Genomic DNA, 19,976 nt, shown 5'->3' with positions numbered 1-19,976 from the left:
TCAGCCGCGGAGCCGCTCGGCGGCTTCGCGGCTCGCCTCCATCGCGAACCGGGCGTAGTCGGGGCTCGCCCCCGCCATCCCGCACGTGGTCGCGACGCTCACCCGCTGCGGCAGCAGCTCTGGGTTGAAGCCGAGGCGGTTCCAAAGGCCCAGAACGCGTTCGGCCGCTTCCTTGGCGATGCCCGGATGGGGCTTGCCGAGCGCGGGCACCACCCCGGCGATGAGGCGGCCGCCGCCGTCGAGGTACTCCCCCAAGGCGTCGACCTTCGGCACGTCGTCGAGGTTGAACAGGGTCAGATCGATCGAGAGCGCCTGCGCGCCCGCCTCTTCGAGCAGCTTGACCGGCACGTCAGGGGCGCAGCAGTGCACCACCACGGGAACGCCGACCTGCTCGGTCAGCTCCCGCAGCCGCTCGCGCGCCACTTCCACGGGCACGCGGCGGTAGAAGTCCAGTCCCGACTCGGTGTTCACCCGGCCCGCCAGCGCCGCCGGCAGGCTCGGTTCGTCGAGCTGGATCGACAAGGCGGCCTTGGGCATCCGCGCCTGGGCCGCCGCGACGTAGTTGCGCAGGCCCTCGGCGAGCGAGGCGGTGAGGTCGGCGACAGCGCCGGGGTCGGCGAGCATCGCGCCGCCGGTGCGCCGCCACAGGTTGGCGGCGAGGGTGAACGGGCCGACGGCGTTCAAGCGGACCGGTCCGGCGGTGGTCACCTCGTGGAGGGCGTCGAGGTCGCGTTCGAGGAAGTCGGCGGCGCGGCGGGCGTCGCGGCCCGGCAGGTCGGCGAGCTCCCAGCGGAACGCCCACCACTGGACGGGCAGGCCTTCGAGGAGGGCCGCCCCGCGTCCGATCATGTCCGATCCGAGACCGCGGTCGGGCAGCTCGGGCAGGTGCGGCCATTCGGGGAGTTCACCGAAGACGATGTTGACGGCCTCGCCGATGTCGGTGCCGGGCAGGGAGCCGACGCCGGTGGCGACGCCCATCGCGATGGCGTCGGTGCCCTGCGAAGGCGCACGGTCGGGCAGACGCTCCGGGTCGTTCCAAGCGTCAGGCACGCGCTGCCTCGATTGATTCGGTGGCGTCGATGGTTCCGGACGCGAGCACCGCGTCGCCTTGGGCCGCATCGGGGTCGTAGACCACCAGGGCCTGGCCGGCGGCGACGCCGAACGCGGGCTTGTGGAGCCGGGCGGTGAGGCCGCCGTCCTCGGGGGTCACGGTGGCCGGGTAGACCTCGCCGTGGGCGCGCAGCTGGACCTCGGCTTCGAAGGCGCCGGTGCGCTCCTCGGCGAGCCACACCGGAGCGCCGGTGCGGATGCGGTCGACGCGCAGGGCCTCGCGGGGCCCGACCTCGACGCGGTTGTCGACCGGCGTGATCGAGAGGACGTAGCGCGGCTTGCCGTCGGCGGCGGGGACCTTGAGGCCGAGGCCGTGGCGCTGGCCGATGGTGAACTGGTGGGAGCCGTCGTGGCTGCCGAGGACCTCGCCGGAGGCGGCGTCGACGATCGCGCCCTCCTTGGAGCCGAGCTTGTTCTTCAGGAAGCCGGAGGTGTCGCCGTCGGCGATGAAGCAGATGTCGTGGCTGTCGGGCTTCTTGGCGACCGCGAGGCCGCGGGCCTCGGCCTCGACGCGCACCTGGTCCTTCGGGGTGTCGCCGAGGGGGAACGCGGAGTGGGCGAGCTGGGCCGGGGTGAGCACGCCGAGCACGTACGACTGGTCCTTGCCGGGGTCGACGGCGCGGCGCAGGAGGCCGTCCTCGCCCTTGCGGGCGTAGTGGCCGGTGACGACGGCGTCGAAGCCGAGGGCCATCGCGCGGTCGAGGACGGCGGCGAACTTGATCTTCTCGTTGCAGCGCAGGCACGGGTTCGGGGTGCGCCCGGCCGCGTACTCGGCGTAGAAGTCCTCCACGACGTCCTCGTGGAAGCGCTCGGCCATGTCCCAGATGTAGAAGGGGATGCCGATGACGTCGGCGGCGCGGCGGGCGTCGCGGGAGTCCTCGATGGTGCAGCAGCCGCGGGCCCCGGTCCGGTAGGTCTGGGGATTCTTGGACAGCGCCAGGTGGACGCCGGTGACGTCGTGCCCGGCCTCGACGGCGCGGGCCGCGGCGACGGCCGAGTCGACTCCGCCGCTCATGGCGGCCAGTACTCGAAGTTTCACGTCATCCACCTTAGGCCGGTTTTCCGGCGGCGCTACGAGAGCCCTGCTGTCTTGGCGCGCCGCACAGCCTCCGGCAGGGCCGTCACGAGGGCGTCGATGTCGGCGCTCGTAGTGGGCCAGCCGAGCGTGAAGCGCAGGGAGGAGCGGGCGTCGTCGGCTTCGGCGCCCATCGCGAGGAGCACGTGGGAGGGCTGGGCGATCCCGGCCGAGCAGGCCGACCCTGTGGCGCATTCGACACCTGCGGCGTCGAGGAGCATGAGGAGGGCGTCGCCTTCGCAGCCGGGGAACGAGAAGTGGGCGTTGCCGGGCAGGCGCGATTCGGGGTCGCCGTTGTAGATCGACTCGCGGATCGTCTCGCGGATGCGGGCCACGAGGTCGTCGCGCAGCAGCGCGAGCCGCTGGGACTCCTCCTGCTGGGTGCGCACGGCGTGGGCGACCGCTTCGGCGAGCGCGGCGATGCCGGGCACGTCGAGAGTGCCGGAGCGGATCTCGCGCTCCTGGCCGCCGCCGTGCAGCAGCGGGACGGCCTTCACATCGCGCCTCAGGACCAGCGCGCCAGTGCCGGTGGGTCCGCCGAGCTTATGGCCCGAGAGGGCGAGGGCGGCGGCGCCGGAGGCGGCGAAGTCGACGGGGACGTGGCCGACGGCCTGGATCGCATCCGTGTGGACGGGGATGCCGTGGACGGCGGCGAGCGCGGCGATCTCGCTGATGGGCTGGAGGGTGCCGACCTCGTTGTTCGCCCACATGCAGGTGAGGACGGTGATCTCGGCGCCGCGCTCGTCCAGGAGCCCGGCCAGGGCGGCGGTGTCGACGCGGCCGAGCTTGTCGACCGGGAGCTCGGTGACGTCGGCGCGTTCGTGGTCGCCGAGCCAGGCGATGGCGTCGGCGACGGCGTGGTGCTCGATCGCGGTGGTCACCACGCGGTTCCGGCCCTCGGCGCGGCGGGCCCAGTGGATGCCCTTGACGGCGAGGTTGTCGGCCTCGGTGCCCGAACCGGTGAAGATGATCTCGCCGGGTTTGGCGCCCAGCGCCTCGGCGATGCGTTCGCGGGACTCCTCGACCGTGCGGCGGGCGGTGCGCCCGGAACCGTGGAGGGAGGAGGCGTTGCCGAGCGCGCGTGCGGTCCGCACGTAGGCGTCGAGCGCCTGGGGGAGCATCGGCGTGGTCGCGGCGTGATCGAGGTAGGCCATGGCCTCTCCAGTCTACGTTTGATCTACGGCTCGCAAGTTTCGCCGTGGCTGGCGCGTCCCGGCTCACTCCTGGGGGCCGCGACGGCGTTCCGCACCCTGGGTCTGCGCCGTTCCGAGGGGTGGGATCCAGGCCCGGGAATCCGCCGTGTTAGTCGGTGTTATGCGCGGTGGTGACCGCGAGATAGAATCTGACGAATCCTCCTACCTTTCCGGTCGTAAGGGGGCGCCGCCCCGAGACCGGGTGCCGAAGAAGCCGGAGTCTTCGACGCCCGAGTCGAGAGAAAGTGTGTGCCGATGACGCCTGAGCTCGCCGAAGCGCTTCGCGCAGGGCCGTTCCACACTGCCTTGCGCGTGGCCATCCAGACCAGCGGGCTCGGTCTCGACCGTATCCGCCACCGCCTCGCCATGCGCGGCATCACCGTGTCGACCACGAGCCTGAGCTACTGGCAGTCGGGCCGGTCCCGGCCCGAACGCGCCGAGTCGCTGGCCGCCGTCACCGCCCTCGAAGACCTCCTCGAGATCCCTGCGGGATCGCTGCGCGTGCTGCTCGGCCCCAAGCGGGCCCGCGGGCCGCGTTCGATCCGCGGGAACCTGCCCCGGCCCGACGCGGTCCTGGGCGGCGACGCGGTGCGCGAACTGTGCGACCAGGTGCCTGCCTCGCGGGAGCACACGCTCGACATCCTCAGCCAGCAGGTGATCGTCCACGTCGACTCCGAATGGCAGGAGTCGGTGTTCGAGCTGTCGATGCTGGTGCGCGCCAGGCGGGACGACGTGGACCGCTACATCCTGCTGTACCGCGGGGACGAGGGCTGCGACATCGACGACATCGAGTTCAAGCCGGTGCGCGACTGCTCGGTGCCGAACATCCTGCGGCACCCGGACGCGCCGGTGGCCTTGGCCGAGATCGTGTTCGACACGCCGCTGCCGAAGGGCGCGACGCACCTGTTCGAGATCGTCGTGCAGGGCAACGGCGGGACCTCGAGCGGGCACGGGAACGCGTTCCGGTACCCGGTGGACCAGTACTCGCTCCAGGTGCGCTTCGCGCCGGACGCGATCCCGAGGCGGGTGTACCGCTTCGCGCAGTCGAGCCTGCAGCGCGAGAAGCGCGAGACCGGGGACCTGCAGTTGGGCCCGAACCGGACCGTGGCGCTGGCGGAGCCGGTGCCGAGGCCGGGCGCGCTGGGCATCGGCTGGGAGATCGAATAAGGCAAGAGCAAGGGCCCCACCGGGAAACCGGTGGAGCCCTTCGCTTTGCGGTCTTAGTCTTCCGCGTTGCGACTGTGCGCTTGTTCCGCGCCTCGCTAGCGCTCGTTGCGGAAGCGCTTGACGGCCCACCAGGTGCCGGGCAGCAGCAGCGCGGCGGACACGAGCTTGACGGCGTCGCCGGCGAGGAACGGGAGCATGCCGGCCGCGATCGCGTCGGAGGCGCTCATGTCGAGGGCGTAGGCGAGGTACGGGACGCCGAACGCGTACATGAGCACGTTGCCGACGACCATGAGCCCCACGGTCTTCAGGATCGTGCGGTCGCCGCCGCGGCGGGCGAGGTAGCCGACCGCGACTGCGGCGGCCAGGAAGCCGATGATGTAGCCGAAGGTCGGCATGGCGTACCCGGAGGTGCCCTCGGTGAACCAGGGGACCCCTGCGGCGCCTGCGGCGAGGTAGACCGCGAGGGTCAGGCCCGCGCGGAGCGGCCCGTAGGCGGCGCCGACGAGGAGCACGGTGAACGTGGTGAGCACGAACGGAACCGGGCTGATCTGCGGGATGGTGAACGCGATCTGCGCTGAAGCGCCGATGGCGGCGGCGCCGCCGAGGACGAGCACGGCGTCGCGGGCGACGGCGACGGCCCGCGTCGAGGCCGGCAGGAGGTCAGCGAGAACGCGGGGCGCGGCAATCGTGGCGGCTGAGGCGACCATTGCGGATTCCTCCAACATTATCTGTAGGTTCTATATAACGAGAGGCTCCGGGAAGCCTAACGCACCGTTGTTACAAGGACGTGACGCCCCCGACCGGCGCTCACCGGCGCCGACTCGGAAGCCCTGTCGGACCTCAGTGTCATCATCGAATCGGGGGTGCTCGCGAATGCCCGATTTGCAGGCAAGAGCCGCGAACCTCCCAACTCCCCCAAGTGAACCGGCCGCGTGTCACACCCCCGCGTCACCATCGAAGCCGGGGGTGAGTACGAACGCGAGCCTTGCTCGCCACCGCCTCGCGGCCCCGGCATGGCCGTGGCCCGGCCGCCCCTGCGGGCGATCCGGGCCACGTCGCGACTCGTTGTGACTCGTCGCCGCTTACTTCCGCTTCTCGATCTCCTCGAGCGCCTGCGGCAGGACCTGGAACAGGTCGCCGACGACGCCGAAGTCGGACATGCCGAAGATCGGGGCGTCCGCGTCCTTGTTGACCGCCACGATCACGCGCGAGGTCTGCATGCCCGCGCGGTGCTGGATCGCGCCCGAGATGCCCGCCGCCACATACAGTTGCGGGCTCACCGTCGTACCGGTCTGGCCCACCTGGAACTTGTGCGGGTAGTACCCCGCGTCCGTCGCCGCGCGCGAAGCGCCGACCGCGCCGCCCAGGGAGTCGGCCACGCGCTCGATGAGCGCGAAGTCCTCCGCCGAGCCCACACCGCGGCCGCCGGAGACGACCACGCCGGCCTCGGCCAGACCCGGCCGGTCCCCCGCGGGCTCGTCGACCCGCTCGGTGACCCGCACGCGCTGGTCGGCTTCAGCCACGGTCGCCGCCACGGCCTCGACCGCGGGCGAACCCGGGGCCGGGGCGGGCTCGGTCGATCCGGCCTTCACCGTCGCGAGCGTGAAGCCCTTGGTGGCCTTCGACTTCACGACCGTGCCGCCCGCGAACGCGTCCTGCGTCGCGGTCCCGTCGGCTTCCAGGCCCGAGACGTCGGTCAGCAGGCCGTTCTCGAGTGCCACCGCCACGCGCGCCGCGAGCGCCTTGCCCTCGTCGGTGCTCGGCAGCAGGAAGAAGTCCGGGGCAGCGGAGCGCGCGAGGTCGATGAGGACGGTCGCCTTCGGATCCACGAAGTAGTCGTCGACGCCTGCGGCATCGACGCGGTAGACCTTCGCTGCGCCGTACTCGCCCGCGAGCGAGGCCGTGGTGTCGTCGAAGGCGATCGCCGCAACGTCGCCGAGGGAGCGCGCCAAGGTGAGGACCTCGGCGGCGTGCTTACCGGTGTTCGGTACGTACACAAGGATGTTCGTCATCATCGGCTCCTAGATGAACTTCTCGGCGGCGAGGAATTCGGCGAGAGCGACGCCGCCCTGGCCTTCGTCGGTGACGATCTGGCCGGCAGTGCGGGCCGGGCGATCGGCGGCGCTGAGCACCTCGTTGTTCGCGGCCTCGGGCCCGGTCTCGGTGACGCCGAGGTCGGCGAGGGTGAGCGTCTCGACGGGCTTGCGCTTCGCGGCCATGATGCCCTTGAGCGACGGGTAGCGCGGCGTGTTGATGGTGTCCCAGACGGACACGATCGCCGGCAGGTTCGCGTTGAGCACGTCGTAGCCGTTGGCCCGCTGGTGCTCGACGGTGACCGAGGCGCCGTCGGTGTCGATCTTCCGCGCGCCCGTGAGCGCGGGCGCCCCGGTGCGGGCGGCGAGCATCTGGGGCATGACGCCCATGCCCGAGTCGGTGGACTCGGCGCCGGCGATCACGAGATCCCATTCGAGGCGGCCGAGGGCCGCGGCGAGGATCTTGGAGGTGGTGAGGGCGTCAGAGCCGCCGACGGCCTCGTCCTCGATGTGCACGGCCTTGTCGGCGCCCATCGCAAGGGTCTTGCGCACGGTCTCCGTGGCCTGGCCGGGCCCGAGGGTGAGGACGGTGACCTCACCGCCGTGGGCCTCTTTGAGCTGGAGGGCGGCTTCGACGGCGTATTCGTCGAGCTCCCCCATGACGTTGTTGGCGCCGTTGCGGTCGACCCGCAACTGGGCGTCCAGCTGTCTCGCGAGTCCCGAGTCGGGGACCTGCTTGACCAGAACCACGATGTTCATCGACAACCTCCGAGGTCGTTGTGAGGACGCATGTTGACCTTAGTTTTCGTTCAGGCGTCTCGGCCTGAACTATATCTTACGAAGTTACTTACGGGTAACCACCCGAGGCGTTGTTGTACCCGGCGCGGCGGACAGGCATGATTGGACCATGATCCGCGCGTTCGTCTTCCTGGTACTCGCCCACCTGGCGCTGGTCATCGCAGCGGTAGCGGACTGCCTCGGCGGTGAACACGCCCCCAGGAAGCTCACGCGCGCCTGGTGGGTGCTCATCATCGCGGCCGTCCCGATCGCGGGCGGGATCCTCTGGTTCACGGTGGGGCGGGCGAAACCGCCGCGGCCGCAACCGGGTCCTGGCAGGAACAACGCCGGCCCGCGGAACCCGAAGGGGCCCGTCGCCCCTGACGACGACCCCGACTTCCTGCGCGACATCGACCGCCGCCTGCGCGACGACAAGGAAGACTGAGCCCCGCCGACTCAGGCGGACTTCTCGCGCCTCGGGCGGATCGCCCGGCGCGGCGGGGAGGCCTTGGTCCTCGGCACGAGCGTCGGATTCACATTGCGGCGCACCACATCGGCAGTGATCTCGACCTTCGCGACCTCGTCGGCGCGCGAAGGGATCTCGTACATCACCGGTTGCAGGACCTCTTCCATGATGGCCCGCAGTCCGCGCGCGCCCGTGCCGCGCAGCAGCGCCGACTCCACGATGGGCTGCAACGCGTCCTCGGCGAACTCGAGCTCGACGCCGTCGAGCTCGAGGAGGCGCTGATACTGCTTCACCAGCGCGTTCTTCGGCTCGGTGAGGATGCGCAGCAGCGCCGCCTCGTCCAGGTGGTCCACAGTGGTCAGGATGGGGAGGCGTCCGACCATCTCGGGGATGAGCCCGTACTTGAGCAGGTCCTCCGGCATTATCTGCGAGACGATCGCGTCTTCGGCCGAGTCGCCGGCCTCGTGCAGGTGGGCGGTGAAGCCCACGGTGCGCTTGCCGACGCGGGACTTGATGATCTCCTCGATCCCGGCGAAAGCGCCGCCGCAGATGAAGAGGATGTTCGTGGTGTCTATCTGGATGTGCTCCTGGTGCGGGTGCTTGCGCCCGCCCTGCGGGGGCACCGCCGCATGGGTGCCTTCGAGGATCTTCAGGAGCGCCTGCTGCACGCCCTCGCCGGAGACGTCACGGGTGATCGAGGGGTTGTCGGCCTTGCGCCCGGCCTTGTCGATCTCGTCGATGTAGATGATGCCGGTCTCGGCGCGCTTCACGTCGAAGTCGGCGGCCTGGATGAGCTTGAGGAGGATGTTCTCCACGTCGTCGCCCACGTAGCCGGCCTCGGTGAGGGCGGTGGCGTCGGCTATCGCGAACGGCACGTCCAGCATCCGCGCGAGGGTCTGCGCCAGGTGGGTCTTGCCGGAGCCGGTGGGCCCGACCATGAGGATGTTCGACTTCTGGAGCTCGACGTGGTCGCCGCCCCGGATCGAGCCGAGCTCGTCGAGCTGGACGCGTTTGTAGTGGTTGTAGACCGCGACGGCCAGCGAGCGCTTGGCGGAGTCCTGGCCGATGACCCACTGGTCGAGGAATTCGACGATCTCCTTGGGCTTGGGCAGATCCTCCCAGGCCACCTCGGCTTCCTCGGCGAACTCCTCTTCGATGATCTCGTTGCACAGGTCGATGCACTCGTCGCAGATATAGACGTTGGCCGGTCCGGCGATGAGCTTGCGGACCTGCCGCTGCGACTTCGAGCAGAACGAGCACTTCAAGATCTCGCTGTCACCCAGGCGAGGTGCCATCGCGGTAACTCCCTCCCTCGGCGGACCCGTCGGGCCCGGGCCGAGCGTGCTTTCTTGCTCCATTGCTGAAAGGTCAACCTGTGCCACCGATCCGGTTCCGTTGATTCAGGACGAACCGGTGTCTCGATCCAGTATTTCGCATTTGCTGCCACCGCGCCACCCTTGCGCGGCCTGGGCCACGGTATCGCGACCGTGCGACATTCGGGCCTGATCGAACGGAGGTGAGCTTCCGTCGCCTGGCGGTGGCAGGCGGGGACGCGGCGGGCCGGCCGCTCCGCGGGCTGGACGCCCGACCCGTCGCGTCTCCTATGGAATGCTGCTCACGCCGCCGCGGCCTCGGCCGGCAGGGCGTTCTTCTTGCGGTAGGTCAGGACGTTGTCGACGATGCCGTACGCGACGGCCTCCTCGGCGGTGAAGATCTTGTCGCGCTCGATGTCGCGGCGGACCTTCTCGACCGGCTGACCGGTGTGGCGGGCCAGGATCTTCTCCAGCTGGTCGCGCATGCGCATGATCTCGCGGGCCTGGATCTCCATGTCGGAGGCCTGGCCGAAGGTGCCCTCGGTGGCCGGCTGGTGGACGATCACGCGGGAGTTCGGCAGCGCGGTGCGCTTGCCGGGGGTCCCGGCCGCGAGCAGCACGGCCGCGGCCGAGGCGGCCTGGCCCATGCACACGGTCTGGATGTCCGGGCGCACGTACTGCATCGTGTCGTAAATGGCCATCAGCGCCGTGAGCGAACCGCCCGGGGAGTTGATGTACATGATGATGTCCCGGTCGGGGTCGTTGCCCTCGAGGACGATCAGCTGGCTCATGATGTCGTTCGCCGAGGTGTCGTCGACCGGGGACCCGAGGAAGATGATCCGGTCTTCGAACATCTTGTTGTACGGGTTCATCTCCTTGACCCCGTACGAGGTCTTCTCGGTGAACGACGGGACGATGTAGCGAGCGCGCGGGTCGAAGCCGCCGGCTTGGGCGTGGATGTCCATCATCTGGTTCCCCTATTCCTTACTAGTTGGCTTCGGCGGGGACGTCGGCCACCCGCTTGACGACGTGGTCGATGAAGCCGTAGTCCTTCGCCTCGGCGGCGGTGAACCAGCGGTCGCGGTCGGAGTCGCGCTCGATCTCTTCGATCGTGCGGCCGGTGTGCTCGGCGACGCGCTCCTGGAACATCTGCTTGGTGTACAGCATCTGCTCGGCCAGGATGGCCACGTCGGAGGCGGTGCCGCCGATGCCGCCGGAGGGCTGGTGCATCATGATGCGCGCGTGCGGGAGCGCGTAGCGCTTGCCCGCGGCGCCGGCGCACAGGAGCAGCTGGCCCATGGAGGCGGCCATGCCCATGCCGACGGTGGCGACGTCGTTCTTGATGTACTGCATGGTGTCGTAGATGGCCATGCCGTCGTAGACCGAGCCACCGGGCGAGTTGATGTAGAGCTTGATGTCGCGCTGGTCGTCCTCGGCTTCGAGCAGGAGCAGCTGGGCGCAGAGGCGGTTGGCGATCTCGGAGTTGACGTCCGAGCCCAGGAAGAGGATGTGCTCCTTGAGCAGACGGTCGAAGACCATGCTGTCCAGGCCGACCGAGTTCTCGCCTCCGCCGCCGCGACGGGCGACCGCGTTGACGACGTCCTTCTCCAGCTTCGAGGAGAACGGAATCGAATGCTCCATGTCTTGCACCTTCATTCTGTCTCGGCGATATGCACTCGGCGTTGCGGTTACCAATCCAGACCTTAGCCCGTCGGGGCGACGATCGGACGCGGCTGGGCTCCGTGTTCGCTGCGAGCGGAGCGCCTTGCGGCCCACCGCCCATCCTGGGGCATGGGCCACTTCGGGCGCCCGCACAGGATGTCCGGGTTCCGGGACGCGGAAACGCGAGCGGGGCCCGGCCGCAACGGCCGGGCCCCTTTCATTCTCTTCCTAGTCGGTGACGTGCAGGAGCAGGTTGGGGCTGCCCTGGACGTCGCTGATCGCTCCGGAGGTGGCCGCGCCGGTCAGCGCGTCCGCGACTTCGGCGGGGGACGCGTCCGGGTGGGCCGAGAGGTACACCGCGGCGGCGCCGGCCACGTGCGGCGAGGCCATCGAGGTGCCGCTCAGCGCCATGGGGGTGCCGAGCAGGTAGGTCGAGGTGATGTCCTCGCCGGGCGCGAAGATGTCGACGCAGTCGCCGAAGTTGGAGAAGTCGGCTCGGGCGTCGGCCTCGGTGGAGGCCGCGACGGTGATCGCCTCGGGCGTGCGGGCCGGGGAGACGCCGCACGCGTCGGCGGTCTCGTTGCCGGCGGCGACCGCGTAGGTGACGCCGGAGTCGATCGAGGCCGCGATGGCCGCGTCGAGGGCGTCGCTCACGCCGCCGCCGAGGCTCATGTTCGCCACGGCGGGCTTGACGGCGTTCTCGGTCACCCAGTTCACGCCGTCGATGACCCCGGCGGTGGTGCCGGAGCCGGCGCAGTTGAGCACCTGCACCGGTACGAGCGTGACCTCCTTGGCCACGCCGTAGGTGGTGCCGCCGACCGTTCCGGCGACGTGCGTGCCGTGGCCGTTGCAGTCGAGGCCCTGGAGGCCGGGGAGGATCGCGGAGAAGCCGGTGCCGGTGCGCCCGGAGAAGTCCGCGGTGCTCGCCCAGATCCCGGTGTCGATGATGTAGGCGGTGACGCCTTCACCGGCGTTGGGATAGGTGTAGGCGGTGTCGAGCGGCAGGCCGGACTGGTCGATCCGGTCCAGGCCCCATGAGGGCGGGTCGTCCTGCGTGGCCTCGATCTGGATGGTCTGGTTCTGCTCGACGTAGGCCACGGCAGGGTCGGCGGCGAGCCGTTCGGCCTCGCTCGCGCTCATGGAGGCGAGCACGGTGTCGACCGAGTCGAAGACGGTCTCGACGTCGCCGCCGAAATCGTCGACGACCTCGGACTCCACGTCGTCCTCGAACGCGACGATGTAGGAGCCCGCGATGGCGTCGGGGCTGTCGGCGGCGAGGATCTCGGCGGTCTCGGCTTGGACGGGGGACGCCGCGAGGCCGGTCGCGGCGAGGGTTGCGGCCGATGCGGCCAGGAGGTAACGGCGTACGGGGGGATTGTTCACCATGTACGGACACCCTTCGGGAGAAAACGGGCTATGGCATCTGTCACAAGGTACCAAGAAATTGGTAGATTTGGTTACCTCGCAGTAGCGAAAACCGAAAATCTCTCAATAGCCCACAATGGAGTGACTGTGTCCGGTTCCCCCACAACCCGTCTCCGCTTTCTCGGCCTTCTCTTCTGGCTCGCCGGAGGCGTCGTCATCACCTTCGCCTGGATGGGCATGGCCGAGCTCGCCTACGTCGACGGCCAGATGCCCTACCTCGTCTCCGGCGGCGCCGCCGGATTGGCGCTGATCCTCGTCGGCTCGACCCTCGTCATTTCGGCCGCCGTGCTCGACGCGGCCGAGCACGGCGCCCAGCGCACCGCTGAACTCCTCAAGCAGGCCGCGGACGAAGCGGCCGACACACAGCACCACGAGGCGTCCGAAGCGCCCGGGCAGGAAGCCCGAGCGGATGAGAAGACCGAGGCCAAAGCGGTGTAGCCGGGGTTAGGCTCAGGGAAAAGTTGCAGTTCAATACCACCTGTCGCGCGCTACTGTCGCGCGTTAGGAGACATCTGCTATGGTCGGGCAAGCGCATACCCGGGTGACTTGGCACACGTGATCAGGCCCATTCGGGAGTGCGCCGGCGAGCGCGCGGCGAGGGCCTGCGCTCGCTCCGAACCCCGACGGGACCCTCGCGGGCCCGCATCCTGAAGAGAGAGCTCAATGAAGAGAAGACTCATCCTCACCGCCGGAACCGCCGGTGCGGCTGCCCTGCCCCTCAGCGCCTGCGGCTTCATCGGCGGCGGCGATGACGAGGGCGACGCGAAGACCATCAAGTTCTGGCTCTCGGGCGACGCCAACCAAGGCGGCGGCTTCCAGAAGATGGCCGACAAGTACCTCGAGGAAACCGGGATCACCGTCGACATCGACGACATCCCCTACGACGACTTCAACACCCGCCTGCGCAACGCCGCCCAGGCCGACGGCCTGCCCGACATGGCCCGGGTCCAGGCCATCGACCCGATCTGGATGAACCAGCTCGAAGACCTCAGCGACGTCGCGAGCGAGGCCGGGGTCATGGAGAACCTCGTCACCGAGAACGAGGAAGGCGAGGTCCCGACGTTCCTCACCGACCTCACCGCCGTGGGCCTGTACGTCAACAAGTCCCTGTTCGACGAGGCCGGGGTCGCCTACCCGACCACAGCCGACCAGATCTGGACCTGGGATGAGTTCATCGCCGCCGTCAAGGAGGTCAAAGCCGCGACTGGAGCGCGCTATGGGCTCGTGATGGACCCGTCCTCGCACCGCCTGCGCTCGATGATGTACCAGTTCGGCAGCAACGGCTTCGAGCTCGGCGACGACTGCACGTACTCGACCGACGAGGCGACCACCACCGCCGCGCTGCAGTTCTTCGCCGACATCAACGACGACGACGTCATGCCCCGCTCCGTGTGGGTCTCCGGCGACGACCCGAACGCCCTGTTCAAGAGCGGCCAGGTCGCGGCCTACTACTCGGGTTCGTGGCAGGTGGCCGACTTCCAGGCCAACATCGCCGACTTCGAATGGGCCTCGGCCATCATGCCCGCCCAGACGCGCCGCGCGACCAACCTCGGCGGCGGCTACGTCGTGGTCTACAAGGGCGACAAGTCCCAGACCGCGCTCGACTTCATCAACTGGCTCTTCTCCGCCGAGAACTACACCGAGATCTGCGAGATCTCCGGGTTCCTGCCGGTGATCCAGGGCCTCGACATCGACTACGGCGCCTCGCAGACCAGCTTCGACCTCTACAACGAGGAGATCGCCGCGTCGGACCCGATCTCGAGCGCCCAAGAGCGGAACAACCTCGAGATGGCGTACGCGGGCCAGAGCGCCGGCGGCGACGCCGACCCGCTCAAGGAAGAGGCGATCAAACTCGCCAACGGCGAGCAGGACGTGCCCACGACCATCGCCAACATCATTGCCGGGCTCAACGAGAACATCGTCTGCGAGTAACCCTTGACGGCCACTGCCACCACCTCCCAGACCCCTGCCGGGCTGCGCAAGCGGCCCGGCAGGGGCCGCCGCGCCCGATACGGGCTCGCGCCGCTCGTGCTCGGCGGCGCCAGCATCGTCCTGTTCCTCGTGTTCTTCGTCTGGCCCGGCGGCCTGGGCCTGATCTACTCCTTCACCGACTACTCCGGCCTCGGCACGCCCGAGTTCGTCGGCACGGACAACTACGAGCGGCTCTTCCGCGACCCGACCTTTTACCAGTCCCTGACGCGGACCGTGCTGTTCGCGGTCCTCAGCGTGCCGCTGATGTACGTCTTGTCGCTGTCGATCGCCGCGCTCCTGGTCTCGAACCACACCAAGGGCAAGACCGCGGCGAAGCTCGTGTTCTTCTTCCCGTGGCTCATCTCCCCCATCGTCGCCGGCGTCGTCTGGCGGTGGATGTTCGGCGAGAGCTTCGGCTTCGTCAACTACGTCATCGACCGGCTCGGCGGGAACCCCCTCGCCTGGCAGACCGACCCCGACCTCGCGCTCATGGTCGTCGTCATCGCCGCGACCTGGGGCGGCACGGCCTTCAACATGCTGATCTTCATCGCCGCGCTCAAGAACGTGCCGCGCGCCTACTACGAGGCCGCCGAGATCGACGGGGCGAACGCCTGGCAGCGGTTCCGCAACATCACGCTGCCGTCGATCGCGCCCACCTCGTTCCTGGTGATCCTCCTGTCCTCACTCGGCGCCATGAAGGAGTTCGCGATGATCCAGGCGCTCAACGAAGGTGGTCCGGGCACCTCGAACGTCCTCCTGATCCAGTACATCTACGAGACCGGCTTCCAGCGGGCCGACATCGGCTACGCCAGCGCCGTCTCGATGATCCTCCTGCTCATCCTGCTCACCATCGCCCTGGTGCAGTTGGCCGTCAACCGGAGGAGCGCCCCATGAGCACCTCGACCACCGCACCGCAGCAGACGGTGAAGCCGAAGGCGCGCAAGGTGAAACAGCTCGGCTCCGTCATCCCGATGACCACGTTCATGTGGCTGCTGGCCTGCCTGTACGCGTTCCCGCTCGTCTGGTTCCTGCTGAGCGCCTTCAAACCCGGGTCGGAGCTGTTCCAGTACCCGCTCACGATCTTCCCGGAGAACCCGACGGTCGGCGGCTTCGAGAAGGCCTGGGACCGGTTCGACTTCATGCTCTACTTCTCGAACACGCTCGCCGTCGCGGTCTCCACCACCGTGCTGACGGTGCTCGCCAGCGCGATGACCGGGTACGCGCTCGCGAAGTACCAGGACAAGGTCTGGATCCGGATCTTCTTCGTGTGCCTGCTGGCCACGACGATGCTGCCGACCGAGGTCATCCTCTCGCCGACGTTCCTGGTCATCCGCGACCTGGGCATGTACGACACGATGGCGGGCCTGGTCGTGCCGTCGATCCTCACGGCCACCGGCGTGTTCATGTTCCGGCAGTTCTTCGTGTCCATTCCGGACGACATCCTGGAGGCGGCCCGCATCGACGGGGCGCGCGAGACGGGGATCTTCTTCCGGATCATGCTGCCGATGTCGCGGCCGATCATCATGACGTTGGCGATCTTCTCGTTCCAGTGGCGCTGGAACGACTACATCTGGCCGCTGATCGTGGTCGGCGACGAGCGGAAGTTCACGCTCCAGATCGCCCTGCGGTCCATTGTGGGGGCCGAGAACATCGACTGGCCGCTGCTGCTGGCCGCTTCGGTGATGTCGATCCTGCCGCTGGTGCTGATCTTCATCGTGTTCCAGAAGTACGTCATGAACGAGGACATCAATGCCGGACTCAAGGACTGACACTGTGTTCATGGCCGCTGTTACTGCGGCGGCCGATGAACGGGCCCGTGCGGTGCTCGGCGGGGTCGACGAGCTGCTTGCGGGCTCGCCGCACCACCGGGCGGTCATGTCGGCCGTGAAGGACCTGGTGGCCTGCGGGGTCCATGCGCCTTCGGCTTTGTTCGCCTCCGCGGAGGCGGCGCGGGCGGCCGCGCGGCTGGTCGAGTTCCTGGCGGGCATGCAGGGCGAGAACGGGCTGTTCGACGCCGAGAACCTCGCTTCGCCGCCGGACACCGCGTTCACGATCAACGACCTGTGCGACACGTACGCGCTGCTGCAGGGCGACGGGGTGCCTGTGGTGCTACGGCCCTTGGCCGGGGGCCTGGAGCGGATCGCGGCGGCCGCGACCGAGCCGCTGCGGCTGGGCGGTGTGCACACGCCGAACCACCGGTGGGAGTTGAGTGCGGCGCTGGCGCGGCTGAACCGGCACTGGCCGGATGAGCGTCTCGTTGCGCGCGTTGACGAGTGGCTGGCCGAGGGGATCGACATCGCCTCGGACGGGATGTACTCGGAGCGGAGCCCGAACTATTCGATGTACGTGTCGAACCCGTCGTTGACGGCGATCGGGATCGCGCTGGACCGGCCGGAACTGCTGGACGCGGTGTGCCGGAACCTCGAGGTCATCGCGGCTACGGCGCTGCCCGACGGGACCGTGGAGTCCGTGCATTCGCGGCGGCAGGACCAGCGGGGCGCGGTCCCGTTGGCGCCGTTCCTGATGCAGTTCCGGCGGTATGCGATCGCGCGCGGGCGCGGCGACTTCGCCGCGGTCGTGGAGCGGATCCTCGCGGAGCCGCCGGTGCTGCCGACGGAGGCCTTGGCGGAGGTCCTGTCGGAGCCGGAGCTGGCCGGGGTGCTGCCCTCTGCGGAGGTGCCGAAGGCCGGAAGCTCGGTGTTCGAGTCGGCGGGTCTGGCGGTAATCCGGGACGGCGACTTCGCGGTCACGGTGTTCGGCGGTACGGACTATGCCGGGCACGGATGGATCCGCTCGGGGCTGTCGAGCAACCCGACGTTCCTGCGGATGTTCGCCGGTGGGGCGGTGTTGGACTCGGTGCGGTTGTCGCGGGACTTCTTCGGCGTCGGTCCGTTCCGGGCTGATGGTCTTGCGGCCGAAGGGGATGCGTTCGTCCTCTCGGAGCGGGTGGCGGCTTCGTACTACCAGCCGCTGCCTGCGGAGCACCGGCGTCCGGGCGGCGACTACGCGCTCATGGACGACGGCCGCTTCTCGGCTTCGATGGACTTCGCGCACCGGCCGCACGACGAGGTCGCGCTGGAGACCGAAGCTCGGGTGCGCGTCGGCGAACGCGAAGTGCGCCTTGCGATCAAGGCGAGGCCGGGCCGGGTGCGGCAGGTGCTGGAGCTGGCCTTCCGCGAGGGCGGCGAGTTCGAGGGCGTGCGGCCCTTGGCGTCCGGTGGTTTCGAGCCGGTCGGCGGCGAGTTCGCGTACCGGCTCGGCGCGGACCGCATCGCGATCAGCGTCAGTGAGCTGGGAACGAACGCCGCGGGCACGGGCTACCACCCCGGCGAGGACTACACGCACTTGTCGGGCACCGACGCGGTCGCGGGCCTGAAGGTCTATGTGCCGCTGCCGAGCAGCGGCGACCTGCAGGTCGGCTTCATGTACGTATAGTGGCGGGCATGGCATCCCGCATCAGCGAGCTGGTCCTCGACTGCGCCGACCCGGAACGGCTGGCCGCGTTCTGGAGTGACGTCCTCGGTTACGTCGAACTCGACCGCGAGGAGGACGGCAGCATCGAGATCGGCCCGCCGGACGTCGGATTCGGCGGCCTGCAGCCGACCCTGATCCTGAGCCCCAGCACGGACCCGAAGCCCGGGAAGCTGCCGCTCCACATCGACGTGAACGCCACCGACCGCGATCAGGAAGGCGAACTCGAACGCCTGCTCGCGATCGGTGCGAGGCCCGCCGACGTCGGCCAGACCGGCGAGGAGAACTGGCACGTGCTGCAGGATCCCGAAGGCAATGTGTTCTGCCTGCTCCGCAAGCGTTTGAAGCCCGCCTGACCGCGGTCAGGTCCGAGGCTCCTTGAGGAGTTCGAGGAGGTGGGCCGCCGGAGAGTCGGCGTGGTCCCAGGCGGTGGAGACGGCCGAGACCGTCCACTCCGGGGTGCCGTCGGAGGACACGGGCAGGGCCCGGAGGTGGTCCGCTTGCGGTTTGGCGGCGACGTGACGCGGTACGACCGCGATGCCGAGGCCGCGGCAGACGAGGTCGAGCAGGGTGTGGACGTCGTTGACGGAGCAGCGGACGCGGCGGTGCACGCCGCGGGAGGCGAAGGCCGCGTCGTTGAGGGTGCGGACGCCCCACGAGGGCCCGAAGTCGATGAAGTCCTCCTCGGCCAGGGCCTCCCACCGGACCGTGGCGCGGGCCGCGAGCGGGTGGTCCGGCGGCAGCAGGGCGACCAGCGGTTCCCGGCCGATCTCCTTGCGGGGCAGCCCGCTCAGATGCCGGTCGGTGGCCACGAAGGCGACGTCGAGCTCACCGGCGCGCAGGAGCCCGAGCAGATCGTGCGAACCGGATTGGACGAAGTGGGTCTCGACCCGCGGGTGGCGCCGGTGGAAGCGGTCGAGCAGCGAGGCGATGTCGACCAGGCCGAGGCACTGCTCGGCGCCGATCCGGAGCGACCCGGCGAGGTCGCGGCTGGCCTTGACCACCGCGTCCCGCGCGCCCGCCGCCTGCTCCAGCATGGCCCTGGCGTACGGCAGCAGCGCGAATCCGGCCTCGGTCGGCTCGACCCGCCGGGTCGTCCTGGTGAACAGGCTCGTCCCCAGTTCCTCTTCGAGGGCCCGGATCGCCGCCGACAGGCCCGACTGCGAGATGCCCGAGAGCTCGGCGGCCCGAGTGAAGCTCCTCTCATCGGCGAGCGCGACCAGGTACTCCATTTGGCGTAGATCCACGAATGATTCCCTATGCTTCTCAATCTCATGAGTGCCAGTTGTTTGACTTCTATATTAGCGGTGCATAGCGTGGCAGTGAGCGCCCGCCGTCGCCGACCCCACTGAAAAGGAACCGTCAATGAAGACCTTCAAAATGCCCGGCACCGAGATCACCGCGCCGAACGTGGTGCTCGGACTGATGCGCATCCAGGAGAAGACCGACGAGGAGGTGCGCAAGCTGGTGCGCACCGCGACCGACGCGGGGATCACCTTCCTGGACCACGCCGACCTCTACGGCAGCGGCCGCCACGGCTGCGAGCGCCGCTTCGCCGAGGCCATGCGCCTCACGCCGTCCGAGCGCGAGCGCCTCGTCATCCAGACCAAGACCGGCATCATGCACCCCGGCCCCTACTTCGACTTCTCCTACGAGCACATCGTCGAGTCCGTCGACGAGTCCTTGGCCGCGTTGGACACCGACTACATCGACATCCTCCTGCTGCACCGCCCCGACGCGCTGGTCGAGCCCGAGGAGGTCGCCCGCGCGTTCGACGACCTCGCCGCCGCCGGGAAGGTCCGCGCCTTCGGCGTCTCGAACCACACCGCCCGCCAGATGGACCTGCTCCGCAAGTACGTCGCGCAGCCGATCGTCGCGAACCAGGTGCAGCTGTCGATCACGCACGCGCCCTTGATCTCCCAGGGCATCGCGGCGAACATGCAGGGCCTCGACCAGTCGATCGCTCGCGACGACGGCATCGTCGACTACTGCCGCCTGCACGACATCACCCTCCAGGCGTGGTCGCCGTTCCAGGCCGGGTTCTTCGACGGCCCGTTCCTGGGCTCCGAGCGCTACCCGGAGCTGAACGCCGTGATCGACCGGCTCGCCGCGAAGTACGACGTGCCGCCCATCGCGATCGCCGTCGCCTGGATCACCCGCCACCCCGCCCAGATGCAGGTCGTCATCGGCACCACGAACCCCGAGCGCGTGGCCGCCTCGGCCGAGGGTTCTGACATCCCGCTGACCAGGCCGGAGTGGTACGAGCTGGTGCGCGCCGCCGGGTACACCGTGCCGTAGACATGCTGGAAGCGA

20 protein-coding genes are annotated in these 19,976 nt (G+C 69.2%); 9 read left to right on the top strand and 11 right to left on the bottom strand.

Going from position 1 to position 19,976, the window contains the following annotated elements; translation table 11 throughout:
• From ACFO8M_RS04480 to ACFO8M_RS04470, 3 genes are read right to left on the bottom strand one after another with little or no spacing between them, the layout of a single operon-like run.
• A complete protein-coding gene (locus tag ACFO8M_RS04480) occupies positions 1 to 1,050 on the bottom strand; it encodes a methionine synthase (RefSeq protein ID WP_387971053.1) in 1,050 nt (349 codons plus the stop codon).
• On the bottom strand, positions 1,043 to 2,149 hold the full coding sequence (gene mnmA, locus ACFO8M_RS04475; RefSeq protein WP_387971050.1) for a tRNA 2-thiouridine(34) synthase MnmA: 1,107 nt from the start codon (positions 2,147 to 2,149) through the stop codon (positions 1,043 to 1,045). Before mnmA ends, ACFO8M_RS04480 begins: the two co-directional genes overlap by 8 nt.
• A 32-nt stretch (positions 2,150 to 2,181) precedes the next feature.
• Positions 2,182 to 3,339 carry a cysteine desulfurase family protein gene (locus tag ACFO8M_RS04470; protein WP_387971049.1) on the bottom strand — a complete coding sequence of 386 codons (1,158 nt, stop codon included), beginning with the start codon at positions 3,337 to 3,339 and terminating at the stop codon, positions 2,182 to 2,184.
• A gap of 294 nt (positions 3,340 to 3,633) precedes the next feature.
• On the opposite strand from ACFO8M_RS04470, the gene ACFO8M_RS04465 reads away from it, so the two are divergent.
• Positions 3,634 to 4,545, top strand: a complete 912-nt coding sequence (locus tag ACFO8M_RS04465) for a hypothetical protein (protein WP_387971046.1) — start codon at positions 3,634 to 3,636, stop codon at positions 4,543 to 4,545.
• A gap of 95 nt (positions 4,546 to 4,640) precedes the next feature.
• Here the strand turns inward: ACFO8M_RS04465 and ACFO8M_RS04460 are convergent, their stop codons facing one another.
• From ACFO8M_RS04460 to ACFO8M_RS04450, 3 genes are all read right to left on the bottom strand, one after another.
• A complete protein-coding gene (locus tag ACFO8M_RS04460; protein WP_387971043.1) occupies positions 4,641 to 5,252 on the bottom strand; it encodes a biotin transporter BioY in 612 nt (203 codons plus the stop codon).
• Between the two features lie 375 nt (positions 5,253 to 5,627).
• The gene (locus ACFO8M_RS04455; RefSeq protein ID WP_387971041.1) at positions 5,628 to 6,557 is read right to left on the bottom strand and encodes an electron transfer flavoprotein subunit alpha/FixB family protein; all 930 of its coding nucleotides are present in this window, start codon (positions 6,555 to 6,557) and stop codon (positions 5,628 to 5,630) included.
• 9 nt (positions 6,558 to 6,566) lie between these two features.
• Positions 6,567 to 7,337 carry an electron transfer flavoprotein subunit beta/FixA family protein gene (locus tag ACFO8M_RS04450; RefSeq protein WP_387971038.1) on the bottom strand — a complete coding sequence of 257 codons (771 nt, stop codon included), beginning with the start codon at positions 7,335 to 7,337 and terminating at the stop codon, positions 6,567 to 6,569.
• Between the two features lie 148 nt (positions 7,338 to 7,485).
• On the opposite strand from ACFO8M_RS04450, the gene ACFO8M_RS04445 reads away from it, so the two are divergent.
• Entirely contained in the window at positions 7,486 to 7,800 is a 315-nt protein-coding gene (locus ACFO8M_RS04445; RefSeq protein ID WP_387971035.1) for a PLD nuclease N-terminal domain-containing protein, read from the top strand.
• A gap of 11 nt (positions 7,801 to 7,811) precedes the next feature.
• Here the strand turns inward: ACFO8M_RS04445 and clpX are convergent, their stop codons facing one another.
• The 4 genes from clpX to ACFO8M_RS04425 all read right to left on the bottom strand — a co-directional run bounded on the left by clpX (position 7,812) and on the right by ACFO8M_RS04425 (position 12,182).
• Positions 7,812 to 9,116 carry an ATP-dependent Clp protease ATP-binding subunit ClpX gene (clpX, locus tag ACFO8M_RS04440; RefSeq protein WP_387971032.1) on the bottom strand — a complete coding sequence of 435 codons (1,305 nt, stop codon included), beginning with the start codon at positions 9,114 to 9,116 and terminating at the stop codon, positions 7,812 to 7,814.
• A gap of 320 nt (positions 9,117 to 9,436) precedes the next feature.
• Complete coding sequence (locus tag ACFO8M_RS04435) at positions 9,437 to 10,102, bottom strand: ATP-dependent Clp protease proteolytic subunit (RefSeq protein WP_387971030.1); 666 nt, start codon at positions 10,100 to 10,102, stop codon at positions 9,437 to 9,439.
• Positions 10,103 to 10,121: 19 nt separating this feature from the next.
• On the bottom strand, positions 10,122 to 10,775 hold the full coding sequence (locus tag ACFO8M_RS04430) for an ATP-dependent Clp protease proteolytic subunit (protein ID WP_387971027.1): 654 nt from the start codon (positions 10,773 to 10,775) through the stop codon (positions 10,122 to 10,124).
• A 249-nt stretch (positions 10,776 to 11,024) separates the two neighbouring features.
• Positions 11,025 to 12,182, bottom strand: coding sequence for a S8 family peptidase (locus ACFO8M_RS04425; protein ID WP_387971024.1), 1,158 nt, complete (start codon positions 12,180 to 12,182; stop codon positions 11,025 to 11,027).
• Positions 12,183 to 12,308: 126 nt separating this feature from the next.
• Here ACFO8M_RS04425 and ACFO8M_RS04420 point away from each other — a divergent pair, with 126 nt between their 5' ends.
• The 6 genes from ACFO8M_RS04420 to ACFO8M_RS04395 all read left to right on the top strand — a co-directional run bounded on the left by ACFO8M_RS04420 (position 12,309) and on the right by ACFO8M_RS04395 (position 18,019).
• Positions 12,309 to 12,659, top strand: a complete 351-nt coding sequence (locus ACFO8M_RS04420) for a hypothetical protein (RefSeq protein WP_387971021.1) — start codon at positions 12,309 to 12,311, stop codon at positions 12,657 to 12,659.
• Positions 12,660 to 12,884: 225 nt separating this feature from the next.
• Positions 12,885 to 14,153 (top strand): ABC transporter substrate-binding protein, encoded by a 1,269-nt coding sequence (locus ACFO8M_RS04415; RefSeq protein WP_387971018.1) that lies wholly within the window; start codon positions 12,885 to 12,887, stop codon positions 14,151 to 14,153.
• A gap of 42 nt (positions 14,154 to 14,195) precedes the next feature.
• The gene (locus tag ACFO8M_RS04410; RefSeq protein ID WP_387971203.1) at positions 14,196 to 15,086 is read left to right on the top strand and encodes a carbohydrate ABC transporter permease; all 891 of its coding nucleotides are present in this window, start codon (positions 14,196 to 14,198) and stop codon (positions 15,084 to 15,086) included.
• Positions 15,083 to 15,961, top strand: coding sequence for a carbohydrate ABC transporter permease (locus ACFO8M_RS04405; protein WP_387971015.1), 879 nt, complete (start codon positions 15,083 to 15,085; stop codon positions 15,959 to 15,961). Before ACFO8M_RS04410 ends, ACFO8M_RS04405 begins: the two co-directional genes overlap by 4 nt.
• A 10-nt stretch (positions 15,962 to 15,971) precedes the next feature.
• Positions 15,972 to 17,627 carry a hypothetical protein gene (locus tag ACFO8M_RS04400; RefSeq protein WP_387971013.1) on the top strand — a complete coding sequence of 552 codons (1,656 nt, stop codon included), beginning with the start codon at positions 15,972 to 15,974 and terminating at the stop codon, positions 17,625 to 17,627.
• Positions 17,628 to 17,635: 8 nt separating this feature from the next.
• Positions 17,636 to 18,019 (top strand): VOC family protein, encoded by a 384-nt coding sequence (locus ACFO8M_RS04395; RefSeq protein ID WP_387971010.1) that lies wholly within the window; start codon positions 17,636 to 17,638, stop codon positions 18,017 to 18,019.
• Positions 18,020 to 18,025: 6 nt separating this feature from the next.
• Here ACFO8M_RS04395 and ACFO8M_RS04390 read toward each other — a convergent pair whose 3' ends face one another.
• A complete protein-coding gene (locus ACFO8M_RS04390) occupies positions 18,026 to 18,910 on the bottom strand; it encodes a LysR family transcriptional regulator (protein ID WP_387971007.1) in 885 nt (294 codons plus the stop codon).
• 118 nt (positions 18,911 to 19,028) lie between these two features.
• On the opposite strand from ACFO8M_RS04390, the gene ACFO8M_RS04385 reads away from it, so the two are divergent.
• Positions 19,029 to 19,961 (top strand): aldo/keto reductase, encoded by a 933-nt coding sequence (locus ACFO8M_RS04385; RefSeq protein WP_387971005.1) that lies wholly within the window; start codon positions 19,029 to 19,031, stop codon positions 19,959 to 19,961.
• Positions 19,962 to 19,976: the final 15 nt, after the last annotated feature.

Origin of the sequence: Glycomyces rhizosphaerae (assembly GCF_042647865.1) — a bacterium.
In the GTDB taxonomy this organism is placed as follows: Bacteria; Actinomycetota; Actinomycetes; order Mycobacteriales; family Micromonosporaceae; genus Glycomyces; species Glycomyces rhizosphaerae.
This window is presented reverse-complemented; position numbering and strand designations above follow the sequence as displayed.

Bases quoted from the DNA above. Each gene is read 5' to 3' on its own strand.
- ACFO8M_RS04470 (WP_387971049.1), bottom strand. From the start codon at position 3,339: ATGGCCTACCTCGATCACGCCGCGACCACGCCGATGCTCCCCCAGGCG.
- ACFO8M_RS04465 (WP_387971046.1), top strand. From the start codon at position 3,634: ATGACGCCTGAGCTCGCCGAAGCGCTTCGCGCAGGGCCGTTCCACACT.
- ACFO8M_RS04460 (WP_387971043.1), bottom strand. From the start codon at position 5,252: ATGGTCGCCTCAGCCGCCACGATTGCCGCGCCCCGCGTTCTCGCTGAC.
- ACFO8M_RS04455 (WP_387971041.1), bottom strand. From the start codon at position 6,557: ATGACGAACATCCTTGTGTACGTACCGAACACCGGTAAGCACGCCGCC.
- ACFO8M_RS04450 (WP_387971038.1), bottom strand. From the start codon at position 7,337: ATGAACATCGTGGTTCTGGTCAAGCAGGTCCCCGACTCGGGACTCGCG.
- ACFO8M_RS04445 (WP_387971035.1), top strand. From the start codon at position 7,486: ATGATCCGCGCGTTCGTCTTCCTGGTACTCGCCCACCTGGCGCTGGTC.
- clpX (WP_387971032.1), bottom strand. From the start codon at position 9,116: ATGGCACCTCGCCTGGGTGACAGCGAGATCTTGAAGTGCTCGTTCTGC.
- ACFO8M_RS04435 (WP_387971030.1), bottom strand. From the start codon at position 10,102: ATGATGGACATCCACGCCCAAGCCGGCGGCTTCGACCCGCGCGCTCGC.
- ACFO8M_RS04430 (WP_387971027.1), bottom strand. From the start codon at position 10,775: ATGGAGCATTCGATTCCGTTCTCCTCGAAGCTGGAGAAGGACGTCGTC.
- ACFO8M_RS04425 (WP_387971024.1), bottom strand. From the start codon at position 12,182: ATGGTGAACAATCCCCCCGTACGCCGTTACCTCCTGGCCGCATCGGCC.
- ACFO8M_RS04415 (WP_387971018.1), top strand. From the start codon at position 12,885: ATGAAGAGAAGACTCATCCTCACCGCCGGAACCGCCGGTGCGGCTGCC.
- ACFO8M_RS04405 (WP_387971015.1), top strand. From the start codon at position 15,083: ATGAGCACCTCGACCACCGCACCGCAGCAGACGGTGAAGCCGAAGGCG.
- ACFO8M_RS04400 (WP_387971013.1), top strand. From the start codon at position 15,972: ATGGCCGCTGTTACTGCGGCGGCCGATGAACGGGCCCGTGCGGTGCTC.
- ACFO8M_RS04395 (WP_387971010.1), top strand. From the start codon at position 17,636: ATGGCATCCCGCATCAGCGAGCTGGTCCTCGACTGCGCCGACCCGGAA.
- ACFO8M_RS04385 (WP_387971005.1), top strand. From the start codon at position 19,029: ATGAAGACCTTCAAAATGCCCGGCACCGAGATCACCGCGCCGAACGTG.